The organism is Streptomyces triticagri, assembly GCF_003429565.1.
GTDB lineage: Bacteria > Actinomycetota > Actinomycetes > Streptomycetales > Streptomycetaceae > Streptomyces > Streptomyces triticagri.
The window spans coordinates 1-16,239 of the sequence record NZ_QUAK01000082.1 but is presented as its reverse complement, the minus strand read 5'-3'; the positions used below and the strand labels follow the sequence as shown (position 1 = coordinate 16,239).

Annotated in this window: 15 protein-coding genes and 2 pseudogenes; 7 read left to right on the top strand and 10 right to left on the bottom strand. The window is 71.6% G+C overall.

Features of this window, described 5'->3' with window-relative positions:
• Window positions 1-60 precede the first annotated feature (60 nt).
• Window positions 61-2,631, bottom strand: coding sequence for a M14 family zinc carboxypeptidase (locus DY218_RS15225; RefSeq protein WP_128556563.1), 2,571 nt, complete (start codon window positions 2,629-2,631; stop codon window positions 61-63).
• Window positions 2,632-2,774: 143 nt separating this feature from the next.
• Here DY218_RS15225 and DY218_RS15220 point away from each other — a divergent pair, with 143 nt between their 5' ends.
• Window positions 2,775-3,575, top strand: coding sequence for an EI24 domain-containing protein (locus tag DY218_RS15220; RefSeq protein WP_128556562.1), 801 nt, complete (start codon window positions 2,775-2,777; stop codon window positions 3,573-3,575).
• A gap of 297 nt (window positions 3,576-3,872) precedes the next feature.
• On the opposite strand, the gene DY218_RS15215 is transcribed toward DY218_RS15220, so the two are convergent.
• Window positions 3,873-4,835, bottom strand: a complete 963-nt coding sequence (locus DY218_RS15215; protein WP_199566740.1) for a LysR family transcriptional regulator — start codon at window positions 4,833-4,835, stop codon at window positions 3,873-3,875.
• Window positions 4,836-4,884: 49 nt separating this feature from the next.
• Between DY218_RS15215 and DY218_RS15210 the strand changes: the two genes are divergently transcribed.
• Together DY218_RS15210 and DY218_RS15205 are read left to right on the top strand one after the other, a co-directional pair.
• Window positions 4,885-5,694: an NAD(P)-dependent oxidoreductase gene (locus DY218_RS15210; RefSeq protein WP_128556561.1), complete on the top strand. Its 810-nt coding sequence runs from the start codon at window positions 4,885-4,887 to the stop codon at window positions 5,692-5,694.
• 56 nt (window positions 5,695-5,750) lie between these two features.
• Window positions 5,751-6,137 (top strand): RidA family protein, encoded by a 387-nt coding sequence (locus DY218_RS15205; RefSeq protein WP_128556560.1) that lies wholly within the window; start codon window positions 5,751-5,753, stop codon window positions 6,135-6,137.
• A gap of 35 nt (window positions 6,138-6,172) precedes the next feature.
• Here the strand turns inward: DY218_RS15205 and DY218_RS15200 are convergent, their stop codons facing one another.
• Window positions 6,173-7,114 (bottom strand): SGNH/GDSL hydrolase family protein, encoded by a 942-nt coding sequence (locus DY218_RS15200; protein ID WP_128556559.1) that lies wholly within the window; start codon window positions 7,112-7,114, stop codon window positions 6,173-6,175.
• A 253-nt stretch (window positions 7,115-7,367) separates the two neighbouring features.
• Here DY218_RS15200 and DY218_RS15195 point away from each other — a divergent pair, with 253 nt between their 5' ends.
• A complete protein-coding gene (locus DY218_RS15195) occupies window positions 7,368-7,862 on the top strand; it encodes a DUF3145 domain-containing protein (protein ID WP_128556558.1) in 495 nt (164 codons plus the stop codon).
• Window positions 7,863-7,944: 82 nt separating this feature from the next.
• Here DY218_RS15195 and fabF read toward each other — a convergent pair whose 3' ends face one another.
• The 6 genes and pseudogenes from fabF to DY218_RS35140 all read right to left on the bottom strand — a co-directional run.
• A complete protein-coding gene (gene fabF / locus DY218_RS15190) occupies window positions 7,945-9,210 on the bottom strand; it encodes a beta-ketoacyl-ACP synthase II (protein WP_128556557.1) in 1,266 nt (421 codons plus the stop codon).
• Window positions 9,211-9,295: 85 nt separating this feature from the next.
• Complete coding sequence (locus DY218_RS15185) at window positions 9,296-9,544, bottom strand: acyl carrier protein (RefSeq protein WP_128556556.1); 249 nt, start codon at window positions 9,542-9,544, stop codon at window positions 9,296-9,298.
• 69 nt (window positions 9,545-9,613) lie between these two features.
• Complete coding sequence (locus DY218_RS15180) at window positions 9,614-10,645, bottom strand: ketoacyl-ACP synthase III (RefSeq protein WP_128556555.1); 1,032 nt, start codon at window positions 10,643-10,645, stop codon at window positions 9,614-9,616.
• Between the two features lie 17 nt (window positions 10,646-10,662).
• Window positions 10,663-11,583: an ACP S-malonyltransferase gene (locus DY218_RS15175; protein ID WP_128556554.1), complete on the bottom strand. Its 921-nt coding sequence runs from the start codon at window positions 11,581-11,583 to the stop codon at window positions 10,663-10,665.
• 89 nt (window positions 11,584-11,672) lie between these two features.
• Window positions 11,673-12,198, bottom strand: a pseudogene (locus tag DY218_RS35145) (PucR family transcriptional regulator); the annotation flags it as partial.
• A 1-nt stretch (window position 12,199) separates the two neighbouring features.
• Window positions 12,200-12,917 (bottom strand): annotated as a pseudogene (locus DY218_RS35140) (PucR family transcriptional regulator); the annotation flags it as partial.
• A gap of 67 nt (window positions 12,918-12,984) precedes the next feature.
• On the opposite strand from DY218_RS35140, the gene DY218_RS15165 reads away from it, so the two are divergent.
• Window positions 12,985-13,653 (top strand): pirin family protein, encoded by a 669-nt coding sequence (locus DY218_RS15165; protein ID WP_128556564.1) that lies wholly within the window; start codon window positions 12,985-12,987, stop codon window positions 13,651-13,653.
• A gap of 100 nt (window positions 13,654-13,753) precedes the next feature.
• On the opposite strand, the gene DY218_RS15160 is transcribed toward DY218_RS15165, so the two are convergent.
• Window positions 13,754-14,569 (bottom strand): serine hydrolase domain-containing protein, encoded by an 816-nt coding sequence (locus DY218_RS15160; RefSeq protein ID WP_128556552.1) that lies wholly within the window; start codon window positions 14,567-14,569, stop codon window positions 13,754-13,756.
• A 126-nt stretch (window positions 14,570-14,695) separates the two neighbouring features.
• On the opposite strand from DY218_RS15160, the gene DY218_RS15155 reads away from it, so the two are divergent.
• Together DY218_RS15155 and DY218_RS15150 are read left to right on the top strand one after the other, a co-directional pair.
• Window positions 14,696-15,160, top strand: coding sequence for a MerR family transcriptional regulator (locus DY218_RS15155; RefSeq protein WP_128556551.1), 465 nt, complete (start codon window positions 14,696-14,698; stop codon window positions 15,158-15,160).
• Window positions 15,161-15,166: 6 nt separating this feature from the next.
• Window positions 15,167-16,189 carry an aldo/keto reductase gene (locus DY218_RS15150; RefSeq protein ID WP_128556550.1) on the top strand — a complete coding sequence of 341 codons (1,023 nt, stop codon included), beginning with the start codon at window positions 15,167-15,169 and terminating at the stop codon, window positions 16,187-16,189.
• The last annotated feature ends 50 nt before the right edge of the window (window positions 16,190-16,239 follow it).

Below are 16,239 nucleotides of genomic sequence, written 5' to 3'. Positions count from 1 at the left end.
CCCCTCCGGTCGCTGGAGACCCAGCACCGGAGGGGCGCCCTTCGCCGTGGACCGGACCGCCTACCGCCCGGAGTCGAGCAGTGCCCGTGCCACCTGCGGATACAGCCCCTTCGGGTGGGCGCGGAAGAGCGGCTCGGTGCCGAACAGGACGACATCGCAGCCGTCCGCCGAGGTCCCGCTGATCACGGCCGCCTGCCCGGCCGCGTCGCCCGGACCGCCGCTGCCGTCCTCGAGCGACCGCCAGTGCCCGGAGACCAGCGGCGCCTGCGCGGCGTACGACTGCTCGGTGCGGACCCCGGGGCCGAGATCCGTGAACCACATCGGCGAGTAGACGAAGCTGTGCCCCGGCGCGGCACCGGTGACACCACCGTCGGCGTTGTCGACCCGCACCACGCCGTTCGCATCGCCGTTCCCGGCGACCGCCTTCGCCGCGAGCAGTCCCGTATCGGCGTTGAGCTCGGCACCGGCCGCGCCGCGCGCCACCACACCGCCGCCGTCGGCCAGATACGCGTCGAGCGCACGCCGTGCCGCGTCGTCGAGCTTCTCGTGGTCCAGGCCCGAGGAGACGAACAGGACATCCGCACGGGAGAGGTCGAAGCCGTCGTTCAGCTCCTCGGTGGAGACGGGCAGCACCTCGAAGTTCATCTCCCGCAGCGCGAACAGCTCGCCGGGCGTGACCGCCGCGGCCACCCGGGTGCGGTGCAGCACCCTGCCGCCGCGCTCCCGCGTCGCGTCGAAGGCCACCTGGTGCGTGTCGGCCACTTTGCCCGCCGCACGCCGCGCAGACGCAGGCACGATCGCGCCGCCGTCCTTCGCGGCCCGGACCGAAACCCCGTCCTTCAGAAGGGAGTTGAGGGCTGCGATCGCCTTCGGGTCGTCCAGGGCCAGATGCAGATCGCCGCGCGGCGCCACGTACCCGGATCCGCCGGCGGCCCCGACCGCACGACGCGGCACGTCGAGCCGCCCGTCCTCGACCGGCCGTACCGTCGCACCCCAGAGCAGACCGAGGCTCCAGCCCGAGATGTCGTACATCACGGACACCTTGTCGCTGATGTCGCTGCCGTCCGCGAGCAGCACATTCGCCAGGCCCCGCTTGGACTGGTGCAGGTCCACGACGTAGGACCCCTTCGGATACGTCGTGGAGCCAAGGCGGAAGGCACGGCTCGCCCGCTCCACCCGCACGTCGTTGTCCCGAAGATGGCCCACCAGCCGCGCCGCCGCGGCCTCCGAGCGCTGACCGGCACCGGCCGGGATCACATACGCCCGCGGGAACTCGGTGGTGTACACGTCCTCCGGCCCGATGCCCGGAACGCCCGGCACCGTCTCCTCGGACACCGGGATCTGCGCCTCACCCGCGGCACCGCGGCGGAACGTCTCGATCTGGTCCGCGATCAGCGCCTCGCGCCGCTCCCGGGCGAAGTCCAGGGTCGCCGTCATCGCGGCGCCCGCGATGTCCGTGTTGATCGCCGACCTGCGGCGCAGCTCCTCGACCGGCAGCTCGTCGTACTCGTCGTTGTTGACGGTCATCGGGAACTCGATGGTGTGCGCCGCGACCGAGCCCTGCGCCGCGAAGTACTGCGGGGTGAAGATCGGCGGCCAGTCGTCCCAGCCCTCGTCCATGTCGCGGAAGGGGATGACGGCCGGCTCGACGCCGTCCTTCTCCGCGGTGTAGCCGAGGCCGTTGACCGCGGACTCCATGCCGAGGGCGTTGGCGTAGGTGTTCTTCAGGAACAGGTCGTACTCGTAGTTCTCGCCGTGCGGCGGCGTGGTCGGCTCGATCAGGGTGCCGTTCATGTACCCGTGCAGATCGATCATCACGGCGGGCTGTTTGTCCACGGCGACCTGCCGGATGGCCCGCGACTCCGGCTGCGAGGCGGTGACGAAGTCCCGGTTGAGGTCGAAGCCGTTGCCGTTGGCCCGGGTGCCGGCGATCCGGCCGTCCGGGTTCGCGGTGACGTTGAAGTAGAGCCGGCTGGTCGACAGGAGCTTCTTCGCATCCGCGTCGTCGGCCTTCGCGAGCTTCCCGATGAGCTTCAGGGCCGCGTCGGTGCCCTCCCACTCGTTGCCGTGGATGTTGTTGTTGATGAAGACCGGCGTCTTGTACTCGGCCTTGATCTGCTTGTCCTTCGCCGCCTTCGCCGGCGCCTGCTCGATCAGCCTGCGCATCCGCTCCTGGGAGCGTGCCTCGCGGGCCGACTCCGGCTCGGTGACCGTCACCAGATACAGCTGGTGGCCGCCCGCCGAGCGGCCCGCGATCTCCACGCTGATCCGATTGCTCAGTTTCTGCAGCTCGTTCAGCTTCGGAGCGATCGCATGGTACGGGGTGAGGTCCAGCTTGATCGACTTGTCGTCCAGGTTCTCCGGCGGCCGGTCGAGGTGCTGCTGCCGCGGGTAACCCCCGGATCCCGGCAGGCCGTTGCTGACGTCCCGCAGCGCGCGCTCGGTGGCCGCCGCGGGCGCCTTCGCGGCCCGTTCGCCATCTGCGGCGGCGCCCGAATCGCGCACCGGGCCCGACTCCCGTGCGGGGCGCGGCGGATCGTCGGCCGGCGCCGCGCTCGCGCCCGTCGGGGCGAGCAGCAGCAACCCCGCGGCTGCGGCCGTGGCCGTCAGGACGGGTCTCGATATCCCCACACGTACCTCCCGTAGATCGGTACGCGAGGTCTTACCGTCTCAACTCGCGTGCCACAAGAGGGTCTTGACGGCCCGGATGTCGCGGGCGGCGCACCGTCCCGGTGACGAAGGGCCGCTGACCGGCAGTTGGATAGGCTGCCGACATGCGTGATCTTGCAGTCGGGCTCGGATATCTGTGGCAGGGCCAGCGTTGGGTCGCCGGGCACCGGCGCCGGCTCGGCCTCGGCCTGCTGCCGGGACTCGTCACCCTCGTCCTCTATGCCGGAGCGCTCATCGGACTGGCTTACGGGGCGGACGAATTCGTCGTCTGGGCCACCCCCTTCGCCGCGGACTGGTCCGACCCGTGGGGAGGTCTCTTCCGCGGCTTCCTGGTGTTCCTCGTCTTCGCCCTCGGACTGCTGCTCGCCGTGGTCACCTTCACCGCGGTCACCCTCCTGATCGGCCAGCCCTTCTACGACGCGCTCTCCGCGCAGGTCGACCGGTCCCGCTCCCCGGACGGCACCGCGCCCGAGTCCGAACTGCCCTTCTGGCGCGACCTGTTCATCTCCACCCGGGACAGTCTGCGGATCGTTGTGCGGGTCCTCGTCTGGGGCATCCTGCTCTTCGCGTTCGGCTTCCTCCCCTTCGTGGGTCAGAGCGTGATCCCGGCGATCGGCTTCTGCGTCACCGGCTTCTTCCTCGCCGAGGAGCTGGCCGCGGTCGCCCTGCAGCGCCGGGGCGTCCAACTCCGCGAACGCCTCACCCTGTTGCGCTCCCGCCGCCTCCTCGCCTGGGGCTTCGGCGTCCCGCTGGCCCTCGCCTTCCTCGTCCCCTTCGCCGCGGTGTTCCTGATGCCGGGCGCGGTCGCGGGCGCCACGCTCCTGACCCGAGACCTCCTGGACGAACCGAACCGCGCCGACACCGACGAGCCCTCGAACCCGCCCACGGGCCCGACCGAGCCCTGAACCACCGCTCCCGCCGAGGCCCCACGCCCCGCCACCTCTGCAGTGGCCCGCGCGATCGCGGTAGGACGCACCGGCCATGCGCCGCCGACTGCGCGCAACCGCGGCCCCGTCCGATCGGACTCCGATCGACGGAACTCGATCGCCCCCCTCGATCCGCGAGCGCCCCGGACACCGTGACGCGCGACCCCGCCCACCTCGGCCCTCGGATCGCCTTTGTACGGGGCGTACTTGGCGCCGAGAGGGGACTGGTCGTGGGGCATCACGTCTCGTGGGACGCGACGAGTCGTCGGGCGGGGCCTATGGCTCCACCGCTGTGCGCAGCTCATGTGCGGCGGCTTCGAGGGCGTTCAGAAAGGCGTGGGCCGCTGGAGGCACGCTGTGGCCCCGTGGCGTCGCGGCCAGCACCCTGCGCGGCGGATAGTCCGGGTCGTGCAGGGCGAGGAGGGCGATGTCGGGGCGTACGGACTCGGCGGCCAGGGCGGGCACCAGGGCGAGGCCCAGCCCGGCCGCGACATAGCCCTGCTTGGCGATCCACTCCGCGGCGATGTGCACCACGCGCGGCCGGTGGCCGGCCCGTACCGCCGGCTGCAGCAGGCTGCGCTCGATGCGCGGGTGGCCCGAGATCCAGTCCTCGCCGGCCAGTTCGGCGAACCGCACCCGGCGCCGCCCGGCGAGCCGGTGGCCGGCCGGCGCCGCCACGTACATCGGCTCGTCGAGCAGCGGATGCAGGGCGTACGCGTCCAGCGGGTCGCCCGCCGTCGTCGACACCACCGCCAGATCGATCTCGCCCGCGTCGAGGCCGGCCAGCAGATCCGCGGTCAGGCCCTCCACGCGGCCGATGCCGACCTTCGGATGCCGGGAGGCGAACGCGGCGAGCGCGCGCGGCAGCAGCGCCGCGTCCGCGGTCGGAAAGGCACCGATCCGCAGCATGCCGCCCGCCACGTCTCGCAGCGCGGCCAACTCGCGTCCCGCGTGGGCCAGACGGTCGAGCACGGCCTCGGCATGCGGCAGAAACGCCCAGCCGTGCGCCGTCGGGCGCACCCCGCGTGGCAGCCGGTCGAACAACGGGGCACCACCGAGGGCCGCTTCGAGCGCCGCCACCTGCCGGGACACCGCGGACTGCGTGTACCCGAGCTCCTGAGCCGCGGAGGTGAACGAGCCGTGGTGCGCGACATCGAGGAACACCCGCAGCCAGGCCGTGGACAGCGCGGGCCCTTCCGTACCGTCGATAGAGCCATGTGGATCAGGCATGGCAGCCATGCTAGACATTCGCTTGTCGCATCACCCAGCTGCTCCTAGCGTCGACGGCATGGAAACGATCGCCTTTCTCGGGCTCGGGCACATGGGCGCCCCGATGGCCCGCAGACTGCTCGACGCCGGCCACCCGACCACCGTGTGGAACCGCACCGAGGCCAAGGCCGCCCCGCTCACCGAGGCCGGCGCGCGCCCCGCCGCCGACCCGGCCGACGCCGTGCGCGGCGCCGATGTGGTGATCACGATGCTCGCGGGGCCGGCCGCCCTGGACGCCGTCGCCGCACAGGTCGCCCCCGAACTCGCGCCCGGCACCCACTGGATCGACATGTCGACCGTCGGCCCCGACGCCGTACGAGCCCTCGCAGAGCGGGTCCCCACAGGCGTCACCGTCCTCGACTGCCCCGTCCTCGGCAGTACGGACAAGGCGGCATCAGGCGAACTGAAGCTCCTCGCGGGCGGCGACCCCACCCCGGTCGAGGCGCTGCTCGCCCGCCTCGGCACCGTCACCCGCACCGGCCCACCCGGATCGGGCGCCGCCCTCAAACTCGTCCTGAACACGGCCGTAGTCGGCGGCGTCGCCGTCGTCGCCGAGGCGCTCGCCCTGGCGGGATCCCTCGGCGTGGCCGACGACGTGGCGGAGGCGGCCCTGCGCGACAGCCATCTGGCCGGCGCCGCCCACCGGGCACTCGCCACCGACGTTCACTTCGACGTCGAACTGGCCGTCAAGGACGTCTCCCTGGCCACCGGCGCCGCCCGGCTGCCGGTGATGGAGGCCGTCGGCCGTCAACTGGCCGACACCGGGCCGGAGTTCGCCCACCGCGACCTCGCCGAGGCCGTGACACACATCCGCGAGCGGCACAGCTGACCAGCCGCGTCCGGCAGCACTTCCCCCATCACCGCCCACCAGACAGGTGCACCCGCATGACCCTGAACACAGCCATCGGCAACCCCGACACCGCCCCCGAGCCACTCGGCCCCTACTCCCAGACCGCCCGCATCGAACTGCCCGGCGGCGGCGCCCTGTTGCAGCTCTCCGGCCAGATCGCCGAGGGGGAGACGCTCACCGAGCAGAGCCGCGGAGTCCTCGAGGCCATCGGCGCCCTGCTCGCCGCACACGGCGCCGGCTTCGCCGACGTCGTCAACGTCCGTACGTATCTCACCGACATCGACCGGCTGCCCGAATACGCCGCCGTACGAAGGGAGTTCTTCACCGGCACCCCACCCACCAGTACGACCGTGGAGGTGTCCCGGCTCTTCCGGCCCGAGGCGCTCGTCGAGGTGGAGGTGGTGGCCGCCCTCGCCGACTGAGGGTGCACCACAGCCCCACCGATGCCGACGCACCGTCAGGCAGTGGGCTCCGCAGGGTCCTTGCGCGCGGTGACCGCGCGGAACGCCAGCTCGGCCAGCCGGGACTGCCCGTCCTTGCTCGGATGGAACCAGTCCCAGCGGCTCAACTGCCCCGTACCGAAGCGGTAGTCGAAGACCGCGCCGCCGTCGAAACGGCACCGGTCTTCGCGTCCGCACACCTCGGCAAGGGCCTCGTTGTAGTCGATCACGCGGCGCTGCACCGCGTCCCTGCGCTCGACCGCCCCGGCGTCGAGCGCATCGGCGTCCCCGAGCATCGACGGGCAGATGCCCAGCTTCCACACCTGCTTGCCCAGCGGATTGCCGCGGCCCTGCGACCAGAGCCGCTTCAGATTGGGCACGCTGGAGACGTACACCTGCGTCTTCGGCTGCTCACGGCGCAGCACCTCGAGCGATTTCGCGAAGTCGTCCTTGAACTCGTCGACCGGTGTCATCGACGCGACCGACGGCCGGCAGGCGTCGTTGGCGCCCATCAGGACCGTCACCAGGTCCGGTGACTTGGCGGCCGCCTTGCGCATCTGGTCCGGCAGGTCATTCATCGCCGCACCCGAACGCGCGAAGTTCCAGCTGCGGTCCTCGGCCCGCTTCTCGCCGAACAGCCGCACCGCGAGACTCCGTACGCCCTCGTCGGTGCCGGTCGCCCAGGAGACCTCCGGGCAGTCGGTCAGCACCCCGCAGGCGTCGAAACCGCGGGTGATCGAGTCGCCGACGGCCGCCAGGGAGTCCGGGCTGCGGTCCCACACAGGCGTCGGCTTCGCCGACGGCCGGGGCTTTCCACTGGTCGAGCCGGGTGCGGGGCTGTTGCCACCGGTCGCGTCGCAGCCGGCCAGCACGGCCGCGGCCAGCACCCCGGAGCCCACGAGCACGGCGCCGGCGGTGGCGAGAGCGGAACGCGTCCTGCCGGTCCCCGCGTCCCGCATCGGCCCCGTCCCTCCGTCATCTCGTGCCGTCCTGCCGAGTGAAAGCTCTGTGTTCTCCGCCTTTTGACCGACAGTACGTCACCCCACGGCCGCTGCCGCACGGTAGCTTGGCCCCAGCCGACCCGGGGAAACGCCGTTGTTCCGGGTCCGCTAAATTACATCACGTCAGATCTGTCCCCTTTGGGGGGAGATTGCTCGGCACGGGCGCGAGGCCGCTGGGGAAGGCGAACCTCGACCCACACTGGAGGTCCCGGTGACGACACGTGGAGTCCTGTACGTGCATTCCGCGCCGCGCGCGCTGTGCCCGCACGTCGAATGGGCGGTCGCGGGCGTGCTCGGTGCACGTGTGAATCTCGACTGGATCAGGCAGCCGGCGGCGCCCGGCACCTGGAGAGCCGAGTTCTCCTGGCAGGCCGAGCCCGGTACCGCCTCCAAACTCGCCTCCGCCCTGCGCGGCTGGGACCTGCTCCGCTTCGAGGTCACCTCGGAGCCGCGCGCGGGCTCGGAGGGCGAGCGGTACAGCGCCACCCCCGACCTCGGCATCTTCCATGCCGTGACCGGCGTCCACGGCGACATCCTGATCCCCGAGGACCGGCTGCGCGCCGCGCTCGCCCGCGCCCAGGAGGGCGGCAGCGACCTCGAGGCGGAGATCGCCAGACTGCTCGGCAAGCCCTGGGACGACGAGCTGGAACCCTTCCGCTACGCCGGCGAGGGCGCCCCGGTCCGCTGGCTCCACCAGGTCGTCTGACCGAGCGCCGGCAGGACGCGACACCGCGCACGAGGGCCCGCCCGGGTGAACCGGGCGGGCCCTGCCGCGTACTGAGCCGGTGTCAGACCGAGCGGAAGGCGAGCACCACGTTGTGTCCGCCGAAGCCGAACGAGTTGTTCACCGCGGCGATCGTGCCGCCGGGCAGCTGACGCGCCTCGTCGCGCACGATGTCCGCGTCGATGTCCTCGTCGAGCTCGTCGATGTTGATGGTCGGCGGGGCCGTCCGGTGGTGCAGCGCGAGCACCGTCGCGACGGTCTCGATGCCGCCCGCGCCGCCGAGCAGATGCCCGGTCATCGACTTGGTGCTGGAGATCGCGACATGGTCGAGGTCGTCGCCGAGGGTCTTGCGCAGCGCCTTGATCTCCGCGATGTCGCCCTGCGGCGTGGAGGTGGCGTGTGCGTTGAGGTGGACCAGCTCGGCCGGCTTGAGGTCCGTCGCGTCGAGCAGATTCTGCATGGCGGCGGCGATACCGCGGCCGGTCGGCTCGGGCTGCGCGATGTGGTGGCTGTCCGCGGACAGGCCCTGGCCCAGCACCTCGCAGTAGACCCGGGCGCCACGCGCGGCGGCGTGCTCGGCCGACTCCAGGACGATCACGCCGGCGCCCTCGCCGAGCACGAAGCCGTCACGGGCCGTGTCGTAGGGCCGGGAGGCCTTCTCCGGCTCGTCGTTGTTCTTGGACATCGCCATCATGTTGGCGAACGCGGCGATCGGCAGCGGGTGGATCGCCGCCTCGGTGCCGCCGGCCACCACCACGTCGGCCCGGCCCGCGCGGATCATCTCGACCGCGTAGCCGATGGCCTCGGCGCCGGAGGCGCACGCGGAGACCGGGGTGTGCACGCCCGCCTGGGCGTTGACCTCGAGGCCCACGTTCGCCGACGGGCCGTTGGGCATCAGCATGGGCACGGTGTGCGGGGAGACGCGGCGTACGCCCTTCTCCTTGAGCACGTCGTACTGGTCGAGCAGCGTCGTCACGCCACCGATGCCGGAGGCGATGACCGAACCGAGCCGGTCCGGCGCGATGCTCTCGTCGTCCTCGCCCGCCTTGCCGGTGTAACCGGCGTCCGCCCACGCCTCCTTGGCCGCGATCAGCGCGAACTGCGCCGAGCGGTCCAGGCGGCGGGCCAGCGGGCGGGGCAGGACCTCGGCCGGGTCGACCGCCGCGAGTGCGGCGATCTTGACCGGCAGCTCGGCGTAGCGCTCGCCCTCCAGGGCGACTACGCCGGAACGTCCCGCGATCAGACCTTCCCAGGTCGATGCGGAGTCGCCACCCAGCGGTGTGGTTGCGCCGATACCGGTGACGACCACGGTGCGATTGGTCGAGCTCACAGGAATTCTTTCTCCACGTCTCGGAATGGGGCGGTGGATCCGAAATCGAACGGCGCCACCGCCGGGTGGCGTGCGAAGCGGGGGGTCAGCCCTGGTGCTTCTGGATGTAGTCCGTGGCGTCGCCGACGGTCTTCAGGTTCTTGACGTCCTCGTCGGGGATCTTGACGTCGAAGCGCTCTTCGGCGGCGACGACGACCTCGACCATGGACAGCGAGTCGACGTCCAGGTCGTCGGTGAAGGACTTGTCCAGCTGGACGTCCTCGACCGGGATCCCGGCGATCTCGTTCACGATCTCGGCGAGACCGGCGACGATCTCTTCCTGGGTGGCGGCCATCTTGGCGCTCCTTCGTATGTATCAGGTGGATTGCGGCTGTGCCGTCCGGAAGATCCCGGACGGCACTTCCTACGGGAGGGTAACGACCGTCGCGGCGTAGACGAGACCCGCCCCGAAGCCGATGACGAGCGCGGTGTCGCCGCTCTTCGCCTCTCCGGTCGCCAGGAGCCGCTCCATCGCGAGCGGGATCGAGGCGGCCGAAGTGTTGCCGGTGGTCTCGATGTCACGGGCGACCGTGACATGCTCCGGCAGCTTGAGGGTCTTCACCATCGAGTCGATGATCCGCATATTGGCCTGGTGCGGGATGAAGACGTCCAGGTCGTCCGGGGTGATCCCGGCGGCGTCGAGGGCGTTCTGCGCGACCTTCGCCATCTCGAAGACGGCCCAGCGGAACACCGCCTGGCCCTCCTGCGTGATCGCGGGGAACTTCACGTCGCCCTTGCTGTCCAGCGGGAGCTTCGACACGTCACCGAGGCGGAAGTCGTTCCACGCGACGGTCTGCTTGATCGTGTCGGACTTGTCGCCCTCGCTGCCCCAGACCGTCGGGCCGATGGCCGGCTCGGTCGCGGGGCCGACGACGACGGCGCCCGCGCCGTCACCGAACAGGAAGGCCGTCGCCCGGTCCTCCAGGTCGGTCAGATCGCTCAGCCGCTCCACGCCGATCACCAGGACGTGCTCCGCGCTGCCCTCGACGACCATGCCCTTGGCGAGCGTCAGTCCGTACCCGAAGCCCGCACAGCCGGCCGAGATGTCGAAGGCCGCGGCCTTGTCGGTGCCGAGCTGGTCGGCGATGTACGTGGCGATGGCCGGGGTCTGCTGGAAGTGCGAGACGGTCGACACGACGACCGCGCCGATCTGCTCAGCGGTGATCCCGGCGTCCGCGATGGCCTTGCCCGAGGCCTCGATGGACATCGCGGCCACCGTCTCCTCGTCGGAGGCCCAGTGCCGGGTCGCGATGCCGGAGCGGGAGCGGATCCATTCGTCGGACGAGTCGATCTTCTCGAGAATGACCTCGTTCGGCACCACCCGCGTGGGGCGGTATCCGCCGACGCCCATGATGCGTGCGTACGGGGCGCCCTTGCTCGGCTTGATCTTCGACATGCTCTCGGGACTCCTTCTCAGGCCGAGGCCGCGGCGTGCTCGGCAGCGAGCTCGCGGGCCGCATCGAGGTCGTCGGGCGTCTTCAGGGCAAGGGTCTGGACCCCGGGCAGTGCGCGCTTGGCGAGCCCGGTCAGGGTGCCGCCGGGGCACACCTCGATCAGCGCGGTCACGCCGAGCTCCTTGAAGCGCTCCATGCACAGGTCCCAGCGGACCGGGTTGGCCACCTGGCCGATCAGCCGGGCGACGACCTCGTCGCCGGTGGCCACGGTGGCACCGTCCTTGTTCGACACGTACGTGACCGTGGGCGCGGCCGGAGTGAGGTCCTCCGCGGCGGCCTGCAGCGTCTCGACCGCGGGCGCCATGTGCGAGGTGTGGAACGCCCCCGCCACCTTCAGCGGCACCACCCGGCGCACGCCCTCCGGCTTGTCCTCGGCGAGCGCGGCGAGCTGCTCGGCGGTGCCGGCGGCGACGATCTGGCCCGCGCCGTTCACATTCGCCGGGGTCAGGCCGAGCTTCTCCAGATGCGGTACGACGACGTCCGGCTCGCCGCCGAGCATCGCCGCCATGCCGGTCTCGGCGACGGCGGAGGCGTCCGCCATGGCCAGACCACGGGTGCGTACGAGACGCAGGGCCGCCGTCTCGTCGAGCACACCGGCCAGGGCGGCCGCCGCGTACTCGCCGACACTGTGGCCGGCCACGGCGTCCGGGCGCGCGCCGAGCGCGTGCGCGGACAGCAGCGCGGAGGCGACGAGCAGCGGCTGCGCCACGGCGGTGTCGCGGATCGCGTCCGCGTCCGCGTCGGTGCCGTAGTGGGTGAGGTCGAGCTCCGTGGCGTCCGACCAGGCCGCGATGCGGTCGGCGGCGCCAGGGAGTTCGAGCCAGGGAGTCAGGAAGCCGGGCGTCTGAGCGCCTTGGCCGGGAGCGACGAGTACGAGCACTCTCACACTCTCTCTTGTGGACGGCCTGCACCGCCCGTGGGGACAGGGACGAAGAACAGCGGGGGTAATTGTTCACCCCCGACAAAAGTCTAGGCTTGCGGATCTCCGTCGACCAGACGCCCCAGGATCAGCGCGATCCGCAGCGTGAACGCCGAGCGGACGTCCGACGGGGACCAGCCGGTGACGTCAGTCACACGTCGCAGCCGGTAGCGCACGGTGTTGGGGTGCACGAAGAGCATCCGTGCGGCGCCCTCGAGACTGCTCGCCTGCTCCAGATAGACACTCAGAGTCTCCAGAAGCGCGGAGCCGGCTTCCTCCAGCGGTCTGTAGATCTCCTCCACCAACTGGTCCCGCGCCGCCGGATCCGACGCGATCGCGCGCTCCGGCAGGAGATCGTCCGCCAGGACCGGCCGCGGAGCGTCCTGCCAGGCGCTGCACGCCTTGAGCCCGGCGGCCGCGGCCTGCGCGGAACGGGTCGCGGCCAGCAGGTCGGGGACGACGGGGCCGGCCACCACGGGCCCGGCCGCGTACGGGCCGATCAGCCCCTTGGCGACGGCGAGCGGATTGTCGCTGCCGCCCGCGATGACGACCAGGCGGTTGCCGAGGACACCCGTGNTGTCGCTGCCGCCCGCGATGACGACCAGGCGGTTGCCGAGGACACCCGTGAGGACCTGCAGCTTCGCGTGCCGGGCCGCGCGGCGGATGGCCTCCACGGTCAGCTCGCTGTCGCCGTCGGGCGCGGTGCCGAGCACGACACAGACATGTTCGGGGGAGTTCCAGCCGAGGGCCGCCGCACGGGAGACGGCCCCCTCGTCCGCCTCACCGGAGAGGACCGCATTGACCACGAGGGACTCGAGGCGGGCGTCCCAGGCGCCGCGCGCCTCGGCGGCCTGCGCGTAGACCTGAGCGGTGGCGAAGGCGATCTCCCGTGCGTACACGAGCAGCGCCTCGCGCAGCACGCGCTCGTCGCCGGGGGCCGCGACCTCGTCGATCGCGGACTCCATCACCTCGATCGTGGTGCGCACCATCTCGACGGTCTGGCGCAGGGTGATGGCCCGGGTCAGCTCCCGCGGAGCGGTGCCGAACACATCGGTCGAGATGGCCTGCGGGGCGTCCGGACGCCGGAACCACTCGGTGAACGCGGCGATGCCCGCCTGGGCGACCAGGCCGATCCACGACCGGTTCTCCGGTGGCATCGCCCGGTACCAGGGCAGCGTCTCGTCCATCCGCGCGATGGCCTGCGCGGCCAGACTGCCGGAGGATTGCTCGAGCCTCTTCAGGGTCGCGGAGTGCGGGTGGGCGGGCGGCGGCTGCGACGATTCGGGTTGGGGCACGGGACAAGACTGCCTTATCGGGACGACGGTACGAGTGGCCGGGGCCAGCCTCTACCGTTGAGACGTGATGGAAGTCCGCCGCTCCCGCGACCGGTTCAGGGGCTCCGAGCCGCCTGCCGGGATCGAGTCCCTGCACGCCTTCTCGTTCGGTCCGCACTACGACCCGGACAATCTGCGCTTCGGCCCGCTGATCGCCTGCAACGAGGAGCGGCTCGCCCCCGGCGCCGGCTTCGACGAGCATCCGCACAGCCACACCGAGATCGTCACCTGGGTCGTCACGGGTGAACTCACCCACCGCGACTCCACCGGCCACGAGTCCCGGGTCCGCCCGGGCGACGTCCAGCGGCTCAGCGCCGCCGGCGGCGTACGGCACGTGGAGCGCAACGACGGCCCGGACCCGCTGGTCTTCGTCCAGATGTGGCTGGCCCCCGAGCAGCCCGGCGGCGAACCGTCCTACGAGGTCGTCCCCGGCATATCCGACGCGACCCCCTACGCGGTCCCCGCGGCGGGCGCCCTCCTCCACGTACGCCGCCCGTCCGCCGGCGAACGCGTCGCCCTGCCCGACGCGGAACGGGTCTACGTGCATGTGGTCCGCGGCGAAGTCACGCTGGAGGAACACCGGTTGGGCCCCGGCGACTCGGCCCGCCTCACGGCCGAGGCGAACCGGGACCTGACAGCGGGCACCCAGGCGGAACTACTGGTGTGGGAGCTTGGGGGAGGCCATCCCGGCACTTGACGCCCGTCCGGCACCTCCAGCCCGTCCGGCGTTTGAGGACACTCAAGCCCGTCCGGCGTGTGAGGACCGGGGGCCCGGGGGCAGCGCCCCCGAAACCACCTCACCCCCTCAGCTCGAAGAGCACCGCATCGGTGAACTCCGGCCAGGCAGAAATCGCCCAAGGCCCGAACGCCCGGTCCGTGAGGACAACGCACGCAGCCCCCGCCGCGGGGTCGACCCACACGAACGTCCCGGACTGACCGAAGTGGCCGAACGTCGAAGGGGAGGACGAACTCCCCGTCCAGTGCGGCGACTTGCCGTCGCGAATCTCGAAGCCGAGCCCCCAGTCGTTCGGCGTCTGGCGTCCGTATCCGGGCAGGAGGCCGGCCAGGCCCGGGTGGACGACCGTCATCGCGTCGAGCACCGTGCGCGGATCAAGCAGCCGGGGCGTCTGCAGCTCGGCCGCGAACCGCGCCAGGTCGTCGACGGTGGACACCCCGTCCCTGGCCGGTGAACCCTCGACCGACGTCGACGTCATACCGAGCGGCTCGAGCACCGCCTGCCGTACGTACTCCGGAAAGGGGATCTCCGTGGCCTTCGCGATGTGCTCGCCGAGCTGCTCGAAGCCCACGTTCGAGTAGATCCGCCGGGTGCCCGGCGGCGCGCTCACCTTGTGCTCGTCGTAGGCGAGTCCGCTGGTGTGCGCGAGGAGATGCCGGACCGTGGAGCCCTCGGGGCCGGCCGGCTCGTCGAGCTCGACCGCGCCCTCCTCGTACGCCACCAGCGCGGCGTACGCGGCGAGCGGCTTGGTCACCGACGCCAGCGGGAAACGCTGTCCGGTGGGACCGTGGTTTCCGGCGATCGTGCCGTCCGCGCGGACGACGGCGGCTGCGGCCGTCGGCACCGGCCAGTTCTCGATCAGGGCGAGGCTCTCCATGCCGGCGAGCCTACTGCGCACCACCGACACCGCCCGCACCGCCTGCGAACCGGCGCCGGCACCCCGCGGACCGTACGGAAGATTCCCCTTGCCTGGAGTGCACTCCAAGGATCTAGCGTGGAGGGCATGACGGTGATGGACAGCACGACCGCGGACGTGGCACCCGCCGACCTCTGCTCCGCCGGGCCCGAGGTCCATCCGCGGCCCGACGGACAGGACCGCTACACGATCAGCGAGGTGGTGGCGATCACTCACCTCTCCGCCCACACCCTGCGCTGGTACGAGCGGATCGGCCTGATGCCGCACATCGACCGCTCGCACACCGGCCAGCGACGCTTCACCAACAAGGACCTGGACTGGCTGTCCTTCGTGGGCAAGCTCCGGCTCACCGGGATGCCGGTCGCCGACATGGTCCGCTACGCCGAGCTGGTGCGCGAGGGCGACCACACCTTCGAGGCCCGCCAGGAGCTCCTGGAACGCACCCGGCGCGACGTACAGCACCGGATCGCGGAGCTCCAGGGCACGCTCGCCGTACTCGACTACAAGATCCAGTTTTACGGGGGCGCCAAGCCGGCCCCGGAAAGGGCCTGAACCCTGATGAGCACGACAAGCACGATCACCCAGGTGCAGCTCGGTACCGACGGACCCCAGGTGGGTGCCCAGGGCCTCGGCTGCATGGGCATGAGCTTCGCCTACGGTCCGACCGACGCCGACGAGGCGCGCGCCACCCTGGAGCGCGCCCTCGAGCTGGGCGTCACGCTCTACGACACGGCGGACATGTACGGGGCGGGTGAGAACGAGAAGTTCCTCGCCCCGTTCGTCGGCAAGCACCGCGACGAGATCGTCCTGGCGACGAAGTTCTCGCTGTCCACCGACCCGGACGACCCGGCGAAGCGGATCATCCGCAACGACCGGCCCTATCTGCGCCAGTGCATCGAGGACAGCCTGCGGCGCCTCGACGTGGAGGCCGTGGACCTCTACTACATGCACCGGCGCGACGTACGGATCCCCATCGAGGAGACCGTCGGCGCGATGGCGGAGCTGGTGGCCGAGGGCAAGGTCAAGTACCTGGGCCTGAGCGAGGTGACCGCGAGCGAGCTGCGGGCCGCGCACGCCGTCCACCCGATCACGGCACTGCAGTCCGAGTGGTCGCTGTTCAGCCGGGACATCGAGACGAGCGTGATCCCCGCGGCGGCCGAACTCGGCGTCGGCGTGGTGCCGTACTCGCCGCTCGGCCGAGGCTTCCTCACCGGCGCCTTCGTACACGCCGACCAGGAGCTGAGCGGCGACGACTTCCGCCGCCAGCAGCCCCGCTTCACCGGGGACAACGCGGCCGCGAACGCCGCCCTGCTCGAACCGGTCCGCGCCGTCGCCGCCGGCCACGACGCCACCCTCGGCCAGGTCGCCCTCGCCTGGGCGCAGCAGCGGGCCGCGGCGCACGGCCTCGCCGGTGTCGTCCCGATTCCCGGCACCCGCAAGCGCAGCCGCATCGAGGAGAACACCGGGGCGACCCGGCTCGTGCTCACCGACAGCGAGCTCGACCTCCTGGAGCCGATCGCCGGTCAGGTCGCCGGCGACCGCTACCCTGACATGTCGTTCACCTCGGCGGGACGCGAGTAACCACCGGGAGATCGTCCGCCCTGCGCGCGTGGAGCCCGAATACGGGCTCC

What these genes read in the sequence shown, in the direction of transcription:
- DY218_RS15150 (WP_128556550.1), top strand. Translation starts at nt 15,167, where the DNA reads ATGAGCACGACAAGCACGATCACCCAGGTGCAGCTCGGTACCGACGGA.
- DY218_RS15200 (WP_128556559.1), bottom strand. Translation starts at nt 7,114, where the DNA reads ATGCGGGACGCGGGGACCGGCAGGACGCGTTCCGCTCTCGCCACCGCC.
- DY218_RS15165 (WP_128556564.1), top strand. Translation starts at nt 12,985, where the DNA reads ATGGAAGTCCGCCGCTCCCGCGACCGGTTCAGGGGCTCCGAGCCGCCT.
- DY218_RS15160 (WP_128556552.1), bottom strand. Translation starts at nt 14,569, where the DNA reads ATGGAGAGCCTCGCCCTGATCGAGAACTGGCCGGTGCCGACGGCCGCA.
- DY218_RS15205 (WP_128556560.1), top strand. Translation starts at nt 5,751, where the DNA reads ATGACCCTGAACACAGCCATCGGCAACCCCGACACCGCCCCCGAGCCA.
- DY218_RS15155 (WP_128556551.1), top strand. Translation starts at nt 14,696, where the DNA reads ATGACGGTGATGGACAGCACGACCGCGGACGTGGCACCCGCCGACCTC.
- DY218_RS15210 (WP_128556561.1), top strand. Translation starts at nt 4,885, where the DNA reads ATGGAAACGATCGCCTTTCTCGGGCTCGGGCACATGGGCGCCCCGATG.
- DY218_RS15185 (WP_128556556.1), bottom strand. Translation starts at nt 9,544, where the DNA reads ATGGCCGCCACCCAGGAAGAGATCGTCGCCGGTCTCGCCGAGATCGTG.
- DY218_RS15215 (WP_199566740.1), bottom strand. Translation starts at nt 4,835, where the DNA reads ATGGCTGCCATGCCTGATCCACATGGCTCTATCGACGGTACGGAAGGG.
- DY218_RS15180 (WP_128556555.1), bottom strand. Translation starts at nt 10,645, where the DNA reads ATGTCGAAGATCAAGCCGAGCAAGGGCGCCCCGTACGCACGCATCATG.
- DY218_RS15220 (WP_128556562.1), top strand. Translation starts at nt 2,775, where the DNA reads ATGCGTGATCTTGCAGTCGGGCTCGGATATCTGTGGCAGGGCCAGCGT.